The organism is Microbacterium sp. LEMMJ01 (assembly GCF_002114135.1).
Classification (GTDB): Bacteria; Actinomycetota; Actinomycetes; order Actinomycetales; family Microbacteriaceae; genus Microbacterium.
This window is the reverse complement of the sequence record NZ_NCTV01000017.1, coordinates 92,604-106,843: the sequence shown is the minus strand read 5'-3', so window position 1 is coordinate 106,843 and position 14,240 is coordinate 92,604. Positions and strand designations below refer to the sequence as shown.

12 protein-coding genes are annotated in these 14,240 nt (G+C 70.7%); 5 read left to right on the top strand and 7 right to left on the bottom strand.

Going from position 1 to position 14,240, the window contains the following annotated elements; all coding sequences use genetic code 11:
- Positions 1–41: 41 nt before the first annotated feature.
- Positions 42–749, bottom strand: coding sequence for a GntR family transcriptional regulator (locus tag B7W94_RS02935; RefSeq protein WP_085604234.1), 708 nt, complete (start codon positions 747–749; stop codon positions 42–44).
- Positions 750–951: 202 nt separating this feature from the next.
- Here B7W94_RS02935 and B7W94_RS02930 point away from each other — a divergent pair, with 202 nt between their 5' ends.
- From B7W94_RS02930 to B7W94_RS02910, 5 genes are all read left to right on the top strand, one after another.
- On the top strand, positions 952–1,578 hold the full coding sequence (locus B7W94_RS02930; RefSeq protein WP_025105202.1) for a TetR/AcrR family transcriptional regulator: 627 nt from the start codon (positions 952–954) through the stop codon (positions 1,576–1,578).
- Positions 1,575–2,336: a hypothetical protein gene (locus B7W94_RS02925; protein WP_216353862.1), complete on the top strand. Its 762-nt coding sequence runs from the start codon at positions 1,575–1,577 to the stop codon at positions 2,334–2,336. The genes B7W94_RS02930 and B7W94_RS02925 overlap by 4 nt, the downstream gene beginning before the upstream one ends.
- A complete protein-coding gene (locus tag B7W94_RS02920) occupies positions 2,333–4,168 on the top strand; it encodes a YhgE/Pip family protein (protein ID WP_085604231.1) in 1,836 nt (611 codons plus the stop codon). Before B7W94_RS02925 ends, B7W94_RS02920 begins: the two co-directional genes overlap by 4 nt.
- 132 nt (positions 4,169–4,300) lie before the next feature.
- Complete coding sequence (locus B7W94_RS02915) at positions 4,301–6,943, top strand: penicillin acylase family protein (protein ID WP_139833235.1); 2,643 nt, start codon at positions 4,301–4,303, stop codon at positions 6,941–6,943.
- A gap of 35 nt (positions 6,944–6,978) precedes the next feature.
- The gene (locus tag B7W94_RS02910) at positions 6,979–7,740 is read left to right on the top strand and encodes an alpha/beta fold hydrolase (RefSeq protein ID WP_085604228.1); all 762 of its coding nucleotides are present in this window, start codon (positions 6,979–6,981) and stop codon (positions 7,738–7,740) included.
- A 66-nt stretch (positions 7,741–7,806) separates the two neighbouring features.
- On the opposite strand, the gene mnhG is transcribed toward B7W94_RS02910, so the two are convergent.
- Genes mnhG through B7W94_RS02880 form a run of 6 tightly spaced genes read right to left on the bottom strand, consistent with a single transcriptional unit; the run spans position 7,807 to position 14,161 of the window.
- Positions 7,807–8,196, bottom strand: coding sequence for a monovalent cation/H(+) antiporter subunit G (gene mnhG, locus B7W94_RS02905; protein ID WP_025105197.1), 390 nt, complete (start codon positions 8,194–8,196; stop codon positions 7,807–7,809).
- The gene (locus B7W94_RS02900) at positions 8,193–8,462 is read right to left on the bottom strand and encodes a monovalent cation/H+ antiporter complex subunit F (protein WP_025105196.1); all 270 of its coding nucleotides are present in this window, start codon (positions 8,460–8,462) and stop codon (positions 8,193–8,195) included. Before B7W94_RS02900 ends, mnhG begins: the two co-directional genes overlap by 4 nt.
- The gene (locus B7W94_RS02895; RefSeq protein ID WP_062637626.1) at positions 8,459–9,052 is read right to left on the bottom strand and encodes a Na+/H+ antiporter subunit E; all 594 of its coding nucleotides are present in this window, start codon (positions 9,050–9,052) and stop codon (positions 8,459–8,461) included. Before B7W94_RS02895 ends, B7W94_RS02900 begins: the two co-directional genes overlap by 4 nt.
- Positions 9,049–10,602, bottom strand: a complete 1,554-nt coding sequence (locus B7W94_RS02890) for a Na+/H+ antiporter subunit D (RefSeq protein WP_062766066.1) — start codon at positions 10,600–10,602, stop codon at positions 9,049–9,051. The genes B7W94_RS02895 and B7W94_RS02890 overlap by 4 nt, the downstream gene beginning before the upstream one ends.
- Positions 10,599–11,189 (bottom strand): Na(+)/H(+) antiporter subunit C, encoded by a 591-nt coding sequence (locus B7W94_RS02885; protein ID WP_025105193.1) that lies wholly within the window; start codon positions 11,187–11,189, stop codon positions 10,599–10,601. Before B7W94_RS02885 ends, B7W94_RS02890 begins: the two co-directional genes overlap by 4 nt.
- Positions 11,189–14,161: a Na+/H+ antiporter subunit A gene (locus B7W94_RS02880; protein WP_062766063.1), complete on the bottom strand. Its 2,973-nt coding sequence runs from the start codon at positions 14,159–14,161 to the stop codon at positions 11,189–11,191. The genes B7W94_RS02885 and B7W94_RS02880 overlap by 1 nt, the downstream gene beginning before the upstream one ends.
- Positions 14,162–14,240 lie beyond the last annotated feature (79 nt).

Below are 14,240 nucleotides of genomic sequence, written 5' to 3'. Positions count from 1 at the left end.
GGGCGCCGCGGCTCACCGGGCGCCCCTTCCTGGGGCCGCGATCAGGACGCGGCGGCGAGCGGACGCGTCGGTGCCACCGCGCGGTCGACGATCCCCGGCAGCACGTCATCGAACAGCGTCATGAGGGCGGCGCGCATCGCCGCGGCGTCTCGTCCCGGGAGCACGACGGCGATCCGTGCGACCGCGGCGCGCACATCCGACCAGTCGAAGACACTTCCCGCGCGACGGGCGACGCACGCGAGAAGCGTGCCCAGGTTCCCGACCAGCTCGGCACGCTCCGTGTTGCCCTCGATCCGGGCGAAGGCCACGGCGAGAGCACGCAGGCCTCCGCCGAACGCGGCTCCGTCCCGCCACCGGACAGCCAGGGCCACATCGTCGACGAGCTCGTCCAGGTACGCGAGGTCGTCGGCGTGGAGCACCGTCATCGTGCGCCGGACGGAGCCGATCCAGACGTCGCCGAACAGGGCCACCACGTCACGCGCCCGGTCGCCGTCGAGCGCGGTCACCCACCGCGTGCCATCGCGGCGCACCGCGACGAGCCCGACCGCGGCGAGGCGGTCGAGGGCGCGGAGCACCTCGGCCGGCCGGGCGTCGAGTGCGACAGCGAGGTCTCGCTCGTCCAGCCGTGTCCCCGGCGCGAGCGCCCCCGAGACGATCGCGTCCGTCAGCCTGTCCTGCAGACCGCGGTGCCGATCCCCTGCCACCGATGTCGCACTCCCCGCGCGCACATCATCCTTCTTCTCGATCATGGCGTCCCCCCGCCGTTCCCTGGACCGATCCCGCCGGAGTCCCGGTCCGGACCGGTCTCTCCGCTGAGAATGCGCCGAAGCGCGACGCGTAACATAACACGGCGCGGCCCGGAGGAACCTCCGCGTCCTCCCGCACGGCCGGAACGCTGCGAGGTTGCTGAGTTATCTTGCACAGAGCTGTGCATGTTATTACCATGAAGGGATGACCACTCGCGCCCTTCGTCGCGACGCTGCGGAGAACCGCGCCGGCATCCTGTCCGCGGCTCGCAGCGCCCTTGCCACCGACCCGCACGCCTCCCTCGACGCGATCGCCCGCACCGCCGGCCTGTCCCGCCGCACCCTCTACGGGCACTTCGAGGATCGGGACGCCCTGATCCGCGAACTCGTCTCCACCGGCGCCCAGCGCTTCAACGCCATCGCCGCCTCGATCGACGACCCCGACGCCCGCCTCGCTCTCGCCCGACTGGCCGCCCGGCTCTGGGAGGAGGCGGGGCACATCCAGGTCGCCGCCGCGCTCGCCCTCGACGAGGCGCACGTCGAGCACACCGCCGCGGCCCTCGCGCCGTTGCGCCGGAGCGTCGCCGCCCTCGTACGACGGGGACAGGAGGACGGCAGCTTCCGCACGGACCTCGCCGCCCCGACGCTCGCCCGACTGATCGAGGAGATGGCGCGCACCGTCGTCTCCCGCACCGACGCGCAGAGCCGCGGCGCGGGAGACGTCGCCGTCCGGGCCGTGCTCAGCATCGCGGGGCTCTCCTGGCGCGAGGCCGACGAGCTGCTCTCCACTCACCAGGACATCACCGCCGAGGACCAGGAGGTCCGCGCATGAGAATCACGTTGCACGAGGTCAGCAAGGGCCGCGCCGGCCAGGCGCTTCCGTCCATGAGTCTCGAGTTCCACTCCGGCGCGGTCCGCTACGCCCTCGCGGAGACCGAGCAGCGGCCGACCGTGCTCGGCCTCATCGCGAGCGGGCGGATGCGTCCGGACACGGGCCGCGTCACGATCGATGCGGCGGCGAGCCCGAAGGAGCTGCGCCGCCGCGTCGCGCTCGTGGACGCCCCCGACGTCAGCGACCCGCACCCGGACATCACCGTCGCCGGGGTGGTGGGCGAGGAGCTGATGTTCGCCGGACGCGGCGCGACCCCGCTCCACGCCCGGCGCTGGCTCGGCCGGGTGGGGTACCAGGAGCTCGCCTCCGTCCCCATCGGCTCGGTCGACCCGGCCGCGCGCGTGCGCATCCTGTGCGAGCTCGCGGTGCTCCGCGAGGGCGTCGAGGGCATCGTCCTCGTCGCCCCGGATCGTCACGGCGGCAGCCCGGACGGATGGTGGCGCATCGCGGCCGAGTTCGCGGACCGCGGGTACGCGATGCTCGTGATCGTCGGCGGTTCCGCCGCCGTCGCCCTCGAGCGGATGCACGAGTTCGATGCGATCAACGCGTCCGGACCGATCGAGCCCCTGGTGCTCGAACGTCCGGAACCCGCGGCGGACACGCCGGAGGAGAGCGTGGCGGCGGACGGATCCGCGACCGACGATGACGCCCCAGACCAGGGCGAACCCACGACCGACGAGGAAGGAGAAGCGCGATGAAGGTTCCCGCCATGATCGCCGCCGAGCTCCGCCGCCTGACCGCGAGCCGGATGGGCATCCTCGCCCTCGTGGCCCTGATCTGCGTGCCGATCCTCTACGGCGGCCTCTACCTCTGGGCGAACCAGGATCCGTATGCGAAGTTCTCCGAGGTCCCCGTGGCCCTCGTGGTCGACGACGAGGGCGCTCCCGCCCCCACGACCGGTACCGAGCCGGCGACCGACGAGACCGTCAACTACGGCGAGGACGTGGCGGAGAACCTCATCGAGGGCAACGCCTTCGACTGGCAGCGCATGACCGAGGACGAGGCCGCCGACGCCCTGCGGCACGGCGTGGTCGACTTCACCGTGACGATCCCGGCCGACTTCTCCGCCGCCCTCACCTCCGCGGCGGGCGACGACCCGCACCAGGCCCGGATCGAGCTGGAGACGAACGACGCGAACAACTACCTCGCCTCGTCGATGGGCTCGCAGGCCGTGGAGAAGATCCGCAGCTCCGTCGCCGAGATGGTCGGCAGCGAGGCCGCGGAGAGACTGCTGACCGGGCTCAGCGACGTGCGCGACAACCTGGTCTCCGCGACGGACGGTGCCACGCAGCTCGCCGACGGCGCGAGCACCGCGGCCTCCGGCAGCACGTCCCTCGCCGACGGCACAGCGCAGCTCGCCGAGGGCTCCGCGCAGCTCGCCTCCGGGGCGCAGACCCTCGCCGACGGCGCCCAGCAGGTGAGTGCCGGCAACCGCCAGCTCGCCGACGTCGCCGACCGGGCCGGAGCCGCAGTGCAGGAGGCGACGAATGCGCTGCCGCAGGTGCGCGCGGACATCACCGACGTCCTCACCGAGCAGGGACTCGCGCCTGAGGAGATCGACGCGGTGCTCGCGCGCCTGGATCCTCTCGGCACCCGGATCGAGGAGGGCAACGCCCAGGTGCAGGACGCGGTCGGCAAGGTCGATCAGCTCGCCGCCGGTTCCGCCTCGCTGGCCGCGGGGGCGAGTGATCTCGCCGGCGGCGCCGGCACCCTCGCGACGGGCGCGGCCGCGGCGAACGCGGGCGCGGCCCAGCTCCGCGACGGTCTGCAGACCCTGTCCTCCGGGACCGCGGAGCTGCGGGACGGCCTCGCCGACGGCGTGCAGGCCATCCCCGCCTCCACCCCCGACCTGCGCTCACTGCAGGCCGACACGATCGCCGACCCGGTGAAGGTCTCCAGCGACAAGGTCGCCTCCGCCGAGGACTACGGCGCGGGCCTCGCCCCGTTCTTCGCCGCCCTCTCCGCGTGGATCGGCATCTATGCGCTGTTCCTCATCGTGAAGCCGATCTCCCGCCGCGCGGTCACGGCGCTGCACTCCCCGATCCGGATCACGCTCGCGGGCTGGCTGACGCCGGCGATGCTCGGCGCGGTGCAGATGCTCGGCCTGATGGGCATCCTGGCGCTCACGCTCGGCTTCACGTTCGATCATCCGCTGGGCACCCTCGGGGTGATGATGTTCGCCTCGGCCACGTTCGCCGCGATCATCCTCGCCCTCAACGTCTGGCTCGGCTCCGTGGGGCAGTTCCTCGGGCTCGTCCTCATGGTGCTCCAGCTCGTCACCGCGGGCGGGACGTTCCCGTGGCAGACTCTGCCCGCTCCCCTCGCCGCGCTGCATCACGTGCTGCCCCTCGGCTACGTCGTCGATGCCATGCGCCAGCTCATGTACGGCGGCGACTACGCCCGGGCCGGCTGGGATCTGGCGGTGCTGGGTGCCTGGCTGGCGGGGGCCCTGCTGCTGGCGATGATCGGGGTGACCCGCATGACGCATCGCCGCACGCTGCGCGATCTGCAGCCCAGCCTCATCGGCTGAGCCTCCCGCTCGCCGCGGTCCGTCCCGCGGCGAGCGCGGGAGGGCTATGATGCGAGAGCGCGTACCCGTGAAACGCGTACTGGGGCTCGGTGGGACTGAGTCCCACCTGGCTACCCGAAAGAGTTCTCGACGATGATGACCGATTCGCCGGCGTCCGCCGTTCCCCCGCGCCTCTCCTTGGGTGCCCGCATCGGACGCATCGCGTTCCTCGTGGTCGCCGCTGTCGTGATCGTGGCCGTCGCCGCCGCGTTCTTCGTGACGTGGACGATCCAGCGCTCCTTCCCGCAGACCTCCGGCACCACGACGCTCGACGGCCTGACGGCGGAGGTCACGGTGCAGCGCGACGCCAGCGGGGTGCCCACGATCACCGCCGACTCCTCGGACGACCTCTTCTTCGCCGAGGGCTTCGTGCACGCGCAGGACCGGTTCTTCGAGATGGACTTCCGCCGCCACGTCACCTCCGGGCGGGTCGCCGAGCTGTTCGGCGCCTCCCAGGCCGGCACCGACGCGTTCCTGCGCACCCTGGGCTGGCGCACCACCGCCGAGGCCGAGGTCGAGGCGATGGACGACGTCACCCGCGGCTACTACGAGGCCTACGCGGCCGGCGTCAACGCCTACCTGTCCTCGCGTTCGGGCGCGGAGCTGTCGCTCGAGTACGCGGTCCTCGGACTGCAGAACCCCGACTACGAGCCGGAGCCGTGGGAGCCGGCGGACTCGGTGGCGTGGCTGAAGGCGATGGCCTGGGATCTCCGCACCAACGTCGAGGACGAGACCGAGCGCGCACTGCTCGCCGGGCAGCTCGCCGACGACCCGGACGCCGACGTGGAGGCCCTGCTCGGCACGCTCTACCCGGACTACCCCTTCGACCGGAACCCGGTGATCGTGCCCACCATCTCCACCGTCCCGCCGCTGGAGCCCGGCGCCGAGCCTGCGGCCTTCCCCACGCCTCAGGGCGACGGCGAGGCGCAGCAGGCGCTCACCACGGTGGAGTGGGAGGAGACGTCCTCCGTCATCGAAGCGGCGAGCATGCTCGTCGGCGACGTCGGCGAGGGCATCGGCTCCAACTCCTGGGTGGTCTCCGGTGACCTCACCGAGTCCGGGATGCCGCTGCTCGCCAACGACCCGCACCTCGGCGCCTCGCTCCCGTCGGTCTGGTACCAGGTGCAGCTCAAGTGCTCGACGGTGGACGAGGACTGCCCGTTCGACGTCGGCGGGTTCTCCTTCTCCGGACTGCCCGGCATCGTCATCGGCCACAACCAGCGCGTGGCCTGGGGCTTCACCAACCTCACCACCGATGTCACCGACCTGTACGTCGAGCGCATCGAGGGCGACTCCTACTGGCGCGACGGCGAACTCGTGCCGCTGGAGGAGAGCACGGAGACCATCGAGGTCGCCGGCGGGGACGACATCGAGCTCACCATCCGCTCCACCGTGCACGGACCGATCATCTCCGGCCTCACGGACGACTTCACCGCGATCGCGGACGACCCGACGCCCGGGCTCACAGCGGAGGGCACCGTGCCCGACGCCCCCGGGTCCGACGATGCCGAGTACGCCGTGAGCCTGCGGTGGACGGCGCTCGACCCCGGCACCACGGCGACGGCGATCTTCGCGCTGTCGACCGCCCAGGACTTCGAGGACTTCCGCCGCGCGGCCTCCCTGTTCGACGTGCCGGCGCAGAACCTCATCTACGCCGACGTCGACGGCAACATCGGCTACCAGACCCCCGGCCGCCTCCCGATCCGCGGGGCCGGCGACGGCTGGATGCCGCAGCCCGGATGGGACAGCAGCTACGACTGGACCGGGTACATCCCGTTCGAGGAGCTGCCGGTGTCCTACAACCCCCGCTCCGGATACATCGTCACGGCCAACAACGCCATCGTCACCGACGACTACGAGCACTTCCTCTCGCGGGACTGGGACCAGGGCTACCGCGCCGCCCGCATCGCCCACCTCATCGAACGCCGGGCCGCCGCCGGGCCACTGACGGCAGACGACATGCGCGAGATCCAGATGGACGGCGAGATGTGGATCGGCACACAGCTCGTGGCCGCGATGGCCGACGTCGAGGTCGAGGGAGCGGGTCCGCAGCGCGCGGTAGAGCTGCTGCGCGGGTGGGACGGGCAGAACAGCGCGTCGTCCGCCGGGGCCGCGTACGCGAACGTGCTGTGGTCGAACCTCGTGCAGAACATCTTCGCCGAGCGCGAGCAGCCGCTCCCGATCGACGGCCAGGGCCGCCTGTTCACCGTCGTCGGCGCGATGCTGGAGGACCCCGATGACCCGCTGTGGAGCAACCCCGAGCTCGATGTCGATGGCCGGGACGAGATGCTCGCGCTGTCGGCCGAGGAGGCGTACGATGAGCTGTCCGGGATCCAGGGCACGGACGTGGCGCGCTGGAACTGGGGCGACCTGCACGCCCTCACCCTCACGAGCGACACGTTCGGCTCCTCGGGCATCGCCCCGATCGAGGCCCTCTTCAACCGTGGGCCCTATCCGGTGGGCGGCGGGGCTTCCGTGGTCGATGCGACGGGGTGGCAGCTCGGCGTCTCGTACGCCACCACCACCGTGCCCTCCATGCGCATGGTCGTCGACCTCGCCGACTTCGACGACTCGACCTGGATCCACCTGACCGGAGCCTCCGGTCACGCGTTCCACGCGCACTACGTCGATCAGACGAAGGACTGGTCGACGGGGGTCCAGCGTCACTGGGCGTTCACGCCGAAGGCCGTGAAGGCGGCCGCGGTCGACACCCTGACACTCACGCCCGCCGGCTGAGAGGCGGGTGGAGGGTGCTCGGCTAGCGTGGACAGGTGCCCACCAGCTACCTCGCCCCGAAGGGGACGCCGGCCACCCTCCTCGAGTTCGAGCACGGCGGTGCGACCCTGATCGCCGAGACCTTCGGCGACGGTCCGCCCACCTACCTGCTGCTGCACGGCATCGGCATGGGGCGCAGCGTCTACCTCGACCTCACCCAGCGGCTGCAGGGGCGGGTGATCGCGCTCGACCTCCCCGGCTTCGGTGAGGCCCCGGAGCCCACACGGACGCTGACGATGCAGCGGCACGCCGACCTGGTGGCCGCCTATCTCCGGCATGTCGGCGCGGATCCCGTCGTGGTGATCGGGCACTCCATGGGCAGTCAGATCGCGGCGGAACTCGCCGCCCGGCATCCGTCCCTCGTGGCCGGGGTCGTGCTGGCGGGCCCGACCGTCGACAAGGCCGAACGGAACATCGGCGCCCAGGCCCGCTACCTCCTCCAGGACCTCCTGGGCGAGCGCCCCCTCGTGATCTGGCGCGGTGCCCGCGAATACCTCCGCGGCGGCCCGCAACTGATCCGCAAGATGCGGGCGACCATCGTGCATCAGCCGGAGAAGGCGTTCGTGCGTATCGCCTGCCCGGTGCTGGTGCTGCGCGGCGAGGACGACCCGCTGGCCCCGATGAGCTGGTGCCAGGACATCCTCGACGCCATCCCGGGGGCGGAGCTCGCCGTCATCCCGGACCACGGACACGGCACCCTCATCAGCGACTCGGAGCCCGCCGCCCGCCTCATCGAGGCCTTCGCCGCCCGCACCTAGCCCTTCGAATCGCTCACTGTGCGGCATCTGCGGCCGAAATGGAGCACAGTGCGCGACTCGAAACGGTCAGCCGGCGGCGGGAGGGGTCTGCTTCGACTCGGCGAGCTCGTCGACGACGAGACCGCGCTGCTCGATCGTGCCGTTGCGGTACGCCTGCCGGCCCACCATGTGCGCGGACAGGGGTGCGGTCGCGAACTGCATGAGCACCACGGGGGCGACGAGCACGAGGCCGAACAGCACACCGCCGACGGACCGCTGCGACAGCGCGATCGCCACGCAGATCAGCAGCAGCCCGAGGACCTGCGGCTTCGTCGCGGCGTGCAGTCGCGTGGGCACGTCGCGGAAGTGCAGGAGCCCCACGGAGGCGGAGAGGCAGAGGATCGCCCCGAGCAGGATGAGCACGAGCACCGCCACGTCGACGACGGCGTCAGGGATCATCAGACCGAACACGTTCATGGTGTCGTGTTGTCCCTTCTCGCGACGAACCGGGCGACCGCGATCGATCCGAACACACCGACCGCCGCGATGATGAGGAGCACGGGGATGTTGCGGGTGTGGCCGTTGATGGCCATCTCGGCGCCGAGCACGCACATGACCTCGGTCAGCAGCACGTCGGCGGCGACGGCACGGTCGAGGATCGACGGACCACGCACGATGCGGATGACGGCGAGGATCGCGGCCACACCGAACACGGCGAGGATGATGAGGAGCAGGGTGTTCATCGGGCACCGCCGATCGTCGCGGGGTCGATGCGGCCGGCACGTTCGTCGGCCTTGAGCGCCCGGTACTGGGTCGGATTGCCGAGCGCCCGGACGATGCGCTTCTCCCAGCCGAGCACGCCCTGCCGCTGCTTCTCGACGTCCTCCCGGCTGCGCACGCCGATCACGTGCAGGTAGAGGATCCCGCGGTCGCGATCGGCCTCGACCACCAGGGAGCCCGGGATGAGCGACGACACCACGGCGACGTGCGTCATGACGAGGTCGTCGGCATAGCGGAGCGGCACCGCGATGATGGCGGTGCCGGGCTGACGGCGGAAGTCGAACACCTGCACGGTCACCGAGAGCGCGCCACGGAGGATCGCGAAGAGGAACTGCACGACGAACAGCGCGCCGTACCAGAGGTTGATGCGCCCGGAGAGCTCGACCGTGGGCAGGCGGAACACCCGCGTCACGAAGATCGCCACCACGAGCCCCGTGAGGAAGGAGAGCACCGTGAACTGGGCCCACAGCAGCATCCACAGCACGATCAGCCAGGCGAGGAACGGCAGCTGCATGCCGATGTCCCGCCAGACGCTCTTGGTCTCGGGGCTCATCCCTCCACCTCGTCTTCCAGCTGAACGAGGTTGACCGGCTGCAGCAGGCCCGCCCCGATACGGTCGCACAGAGCGTACAGCGGTCCGGCGAAGATCGTCAGGGCCACCGTGACGGTGACCATCCCGGCGGTGGCCACGGTCATGATCTTGGGGATGTGCCGGCGCTCCTGCTGCTCATCCGCGGCGGGGGCTCCGGTGAGGTACGAGATGCGCCCCTCGGTCTCGGTCGAGTCCTCCTCCTCACGCCAGAACGCGAGGTTCCAGGCCCTCATGAGGGCGTAGAGGGTGAGCAGCGACGTGATGATGCCGCCGAAGATGAGCACGATCATGAGCGGGGTGCCCACGGACGCGGCCGCTTCGAACAGGGCGAACTTGCCGATGAACCCGGAGAACGGCGGCAGACCACCGAGGTTGATCGCCGGGATGAAGTACAGCAGCGCGATCACGGGCGCGATCTTGAGCAGACCCTTGACCCGGAGGATGGAGGTGCTGCCGGCCCGACGTTCGATGAGTCCCACCGCGAGGAACAGAGTGGTCTGCACGACGATGTGGTGGACGATGTAGTACACGGTCGCGCCGATCGCCGCCGGGGTCGCGATCGCGAGACCGAAGATCATGTAGCCGACGTGGCTGACGAGCGTGAACGACAGGATCCGCTTGAGCTCGGCCTGCGCGACGGCGCCGAGGACCCCGACGATCATCGTCGCCAGCGCGATGATGAGCAGCAGCGTGTCGATGCTGTTCGAGGCGAAGAGCTGCGTCTCCGTCCGGATCAGCGCGTACACGCCGACCTTGGTCAGCAGGCCGGCGAACACGGCGGTCACCGGCGCGGGGGCCGTCGGGTAGGAGTCGGGCAGCCAGAACGACACGGGGAAGATCGCGGCCTTGATCCCGAAGGCGACCACGAGCATGAGGTGCAGCACGAGCTGCGTGTCCTGCGGCAGCTCCGCCATCCGCTCGGCGATCTGGGCCATGTTGACCGTGCCGAGGGCGCCGTAGATCATCGCGATCGACGCGAGGAACAGGATCGACGAGACGAGCGAGACGACGATGTAGACCGCGCCGGTGCGGATGCGCGACTCCGTGCTGCCCAAGGTGATCAGCACGTACGAGGCCACGAGGAGGATCTCGAACCCGACGTACAGGTTGAACAGGTCGCCGGCGATGAAGGCGTTGAAGATGCCGGCGGCGAGGATCAGGTACGAGGGGTTGAAGATCGAGATCGGGGTCTCGTCCGGCCCGTCGGCCACGCCCTGACCGATGGAGAAGAGGAGGACCGCGAGCAGCACCACGCTGGAGACGAGCACCAGGAGCGCGGCGAGACGGTCGACGTAGAGGACGATGCCGAACGGCACCGGCCACCCGCCCACCGAGACCGCCAGCGGGGAGCCCGCGTCGACGACGACGAGCAGCACCGCCGCGATGACGGACACGACCGCGAGTGTCGCGACGGTGACGAACACCTGCAGGCGCGCATTGCGACCGAAGACCAGGGTGATCGCCGCACCGAGGAGCGGCAGGGCGACGAGGAGCGGGACGAGCGTGGTCATGGCCTGCCCTCCCCGTCTGTCGTGTCGTCGTCCCGGTCTGCAGCGCCGTCGGCGGCGCCATCGGGTTCGGGCTCCGGCTCGGGGACGAAGGGCGCGTCGTACGGCGCGTCATCGTGGATCGCCGGGTTGTCGCGCATGTGCAGGACGGTGATCGGAGCGGTCTGCACGCCCACGAAGTCGGTGGTGGCGTCGTCGTCGCCCGACTCGGACTCGTCGTCCATGAGGTCTTCGTCGGCGTCGGTGCGCTCGCGCAGCGCGATGTCGGCCTCGTCGTCCTCGACCGTGTCCGCCTGGCCGAGCTGCCACGACCGGTAGATGAGCGCGAGCAGGAACGCGGAGACCGCGAACGTGATGACGATGGCGGTGAGCGTCAGGGCCTGCGGCAGCGGGTCGCTCAGGTCGCCCTCGGTGCCGAAGAACGGCGCGTTGCCCGGCACGCCCATCACGATGAGCAGCAGGAGGTTCGTGGCGTTGCCGAGCAGGAGGAAACCGATGAGGACGCGGGTGAGGCTGCGCTCCAGCATCGCGTACACGCCGCACGCGAAGAGCACGGCCATGATCGCGATGAGGGCCAGCGAGACGTCCATCAGCCGTTCCCCCCTGCCCGCGAGGAGAAGTCGACGGCGACGCCCGCGCCGGTGCGCTGTGCCGCCTGCCGGTCCACTTCCGCACCGAGACTGCGGAGCACGTCGAGGACGAGTCCGATCACGACGAGGTAGACGCCGATGTCGAAGATCGTCGAGGTGACGAACTCCATGTGTCCGATGCCGGGGATCTCCCACTCCCAGAAGGTGCTGGTGAGCGGCGCGAGGCCGAAGAACAGCGGCACGACCGCGGTGCCCACGGCGAGGATCAGACCCGTGCCGAGGAGGCGACCGGCATCGGTCGGCGCCGCAGCGCCCAGCTCCCAGCGCCCTCCCGCGATGTAGCGCATGACGAGCGCCATGCCGGCGACGAGCCCGCCCGCGAAGCCGCCGCCGGGGAGGTTGTGCCCGGCGAAGAGCAGGAAGATCGACACGACGATGATCGTGTGGAACAGGATGCGGACGATGACCTCGAGCAGGATCGACCGGTTCTCGGGCTTCATCTTCTGGCCGCCGACGAGCCAGGCGCGCGGCGCCGAGCGGTTCTCCGCGGTCTGGAAGCGCACACCGTCCGTGGTCTCCACGAGTGGCCGACTGCGCGCGGACTTCCGCACCGAGCGGGGCAGGGTCTTCGTGGCGGCGAGGAGATCGGCGCGGTGCGTGACGAACACGAGTGAGGCGACACCGGTCGCGGCGAGCACGAGCACGGAGAGCTCGCCCATCGTGTCCCAGCCGCGGAGGTCGACGAGCGCCACGTTGACCACGTTCTTGCCGTGGCCGATCTCGTACGCGATCTCCGGGAAGATCGCCGAGATCGGGTCGGCCACGCGGGACTGGGTCGCGACGACGGCGACGAACGCCATGGTGAGGCCGACGCCGATGCCGAGGAGAGCGCGCGGGATGCGGCTCACGGAGGCGTTGTGCTCGCCCATGCGCGCCGGCAGTCGGCGCAGGACGAGCGCGAAGGTCACCATCGTCACCGTCTCGACGAGGATCTGGGTGAGCGCGAGATCCGGTGCCCCGCTGGTGGCGAAGAGCACGACCATGCCCAGACCGGTGACCGAGGCGAGCACGACGCCGGTGTAGCGCTTGCGCGCACGCACCGCCACGACGCCGGCGACGGCCATGATCGGGGCGACGGCGAGCTGGGCGGGCGTGTGCCACAGCGAGAGCTGGTAGCGGTCGATGTCGCTCGCCACCAGCGCGGTGACCTCGGCGGCGACGAAGACGACGAAGATCGTCCCCACGTAGACGGGCAGCGAGCCGCGCTGGGTGAGCGTCGTGCTCAGCACCGAGAGCCTGTCGATGCCGCGCATCACCACGTAATAGGCGTCGGCGGCGGTGAACGGCAGCAGGCGGGGGCGGCGGTCCCACCCGGTCCGGCGCGTGAGCAGGAAGAGTCCGATGCCGAGCAGGATCGACAGGATCGAGATGCCGAGAGCGGGCTCGAGGCCGTGCCAGAGGGCGAGGTGACCAGGTCCCTCGACGGCTGCCCCCTCGTGGTCGAGTCCCGGGGTCGCGGTCAGCGCATACGGCTGCAGGGCGACGTCGAGGGCCGGGGCGCCGATACCCGCGGCGAGCGTCACTCCGGCGAGGATGATCGGCGCGGAGAGGAAACCCACCGGCGGGTCGGGCCAGACCGTGTCCGGCTGCCGCTGTCCCTCGGCATCGCGCTTGGTCCAGAACGCGCCCCAGAGGAAGCGCACGCCGTATGCCGCAGTGAGCATGGATCCGAGAGCGACGCCGATCAGGGCGACGAGGCCCCACACCGAGCCGCCGAGGGCGTCGTCCAGGAGCGCCGTGAGCGTCGATTCCTTCGCCACGAATCCGATGGTCGGGGCCACGCCGGCCATCGACGCCACGGCGATGAACGCGGTCGTGGCCATGACCGGTGCCTGGCGGCCGACGCCGGAGAGCTCGGTCACGTCACGGGTGGACAGCTGCCGGTCGATCACGCCGACGATGAGGAACAGCGCCGACTTGAACAGCGCGTGCCCGATCACGAGGGCGATGCCGGCGAGCGCCGCCGCCTGCGTGCCGTAGCCGACGACGACCGCGAAGAAGCCGAGCTGGCTCACGGTGCCGAACGCGAGCACGCGCTTGAGGTCGGTCTCCCGCAGCGCCTGGATGCCGCCGAGCAGCATGGTGAGGATGCCGAGCGTGAGCACGATCGGCCGCCACGTCGGGCTGAAGGCGAAGATGGGCGCGAAGCGGGCGATGAGGTAGATGCCGGCCTTCACCATGGCCGCGGCGTGCAGGTAGGCGCTGACCGGGGTGGGGGCCGCCATGGCGCCGGGCAGCCAGAAGTGGAAGGGGAACAGCGCCGACTTGCTGATGGCGCCGATCAGGAGCATGACGATCGCCGCATCGACGATCGGGCCGGTCGGCGCGATGGCGAGGATCTCCCGGATGCTCGACGTCCCGGTGTCGACGACGAGCAGCACGACGCCGACGAACATCACCAGTCCGCCCAGGGTGGTCACGAGGAGCGCCTGCAGCGCGGCGCGTCGGCTGGCGGCACGGCGGCGGTAGTGACCGATGAGGAGGTAGGAGAGGATGCTCGTGGCCTCCCAGAACATCACGAGCATCACGAGGTCGTCGGTGAGGACCAGACCGTACATCGCCCCCGCGAACGCGAGGAGGACGCCCGCGAACTGCCCGATGCCGGCGGCCTCGTCGTGGAAGTACCAGCGGCAGTAGAGGAGCACCAGCGCGCCGACGCCCGTGACGATGAGCGTGAGGACCCACCCGAGGACGTCCATGTTCATGGACAGGTTCAGTCCGAGCTGCGGGATCCACGGCACGGAGACGAACGGCACGGGGCCGTCGAGCACCTGCGGCGTGAGCACGAGTGCATGCACGAACGCGGCGGCCGGAACGAGGGCGGCGACGGCGAAAGCCTGAGCTCCCAGCCAGCGCACCAGGACGGGCATCAAGAGCGACCCGAGAAGGAACACTGCGAGGAGCATCAGCATATACGCGGCTCCTCGGGGCTCGTCGGCCGTGTGGCTCAGGCGGGCGGTCTCCGTACAGTTTACCGGGCCGAGGCGCCTG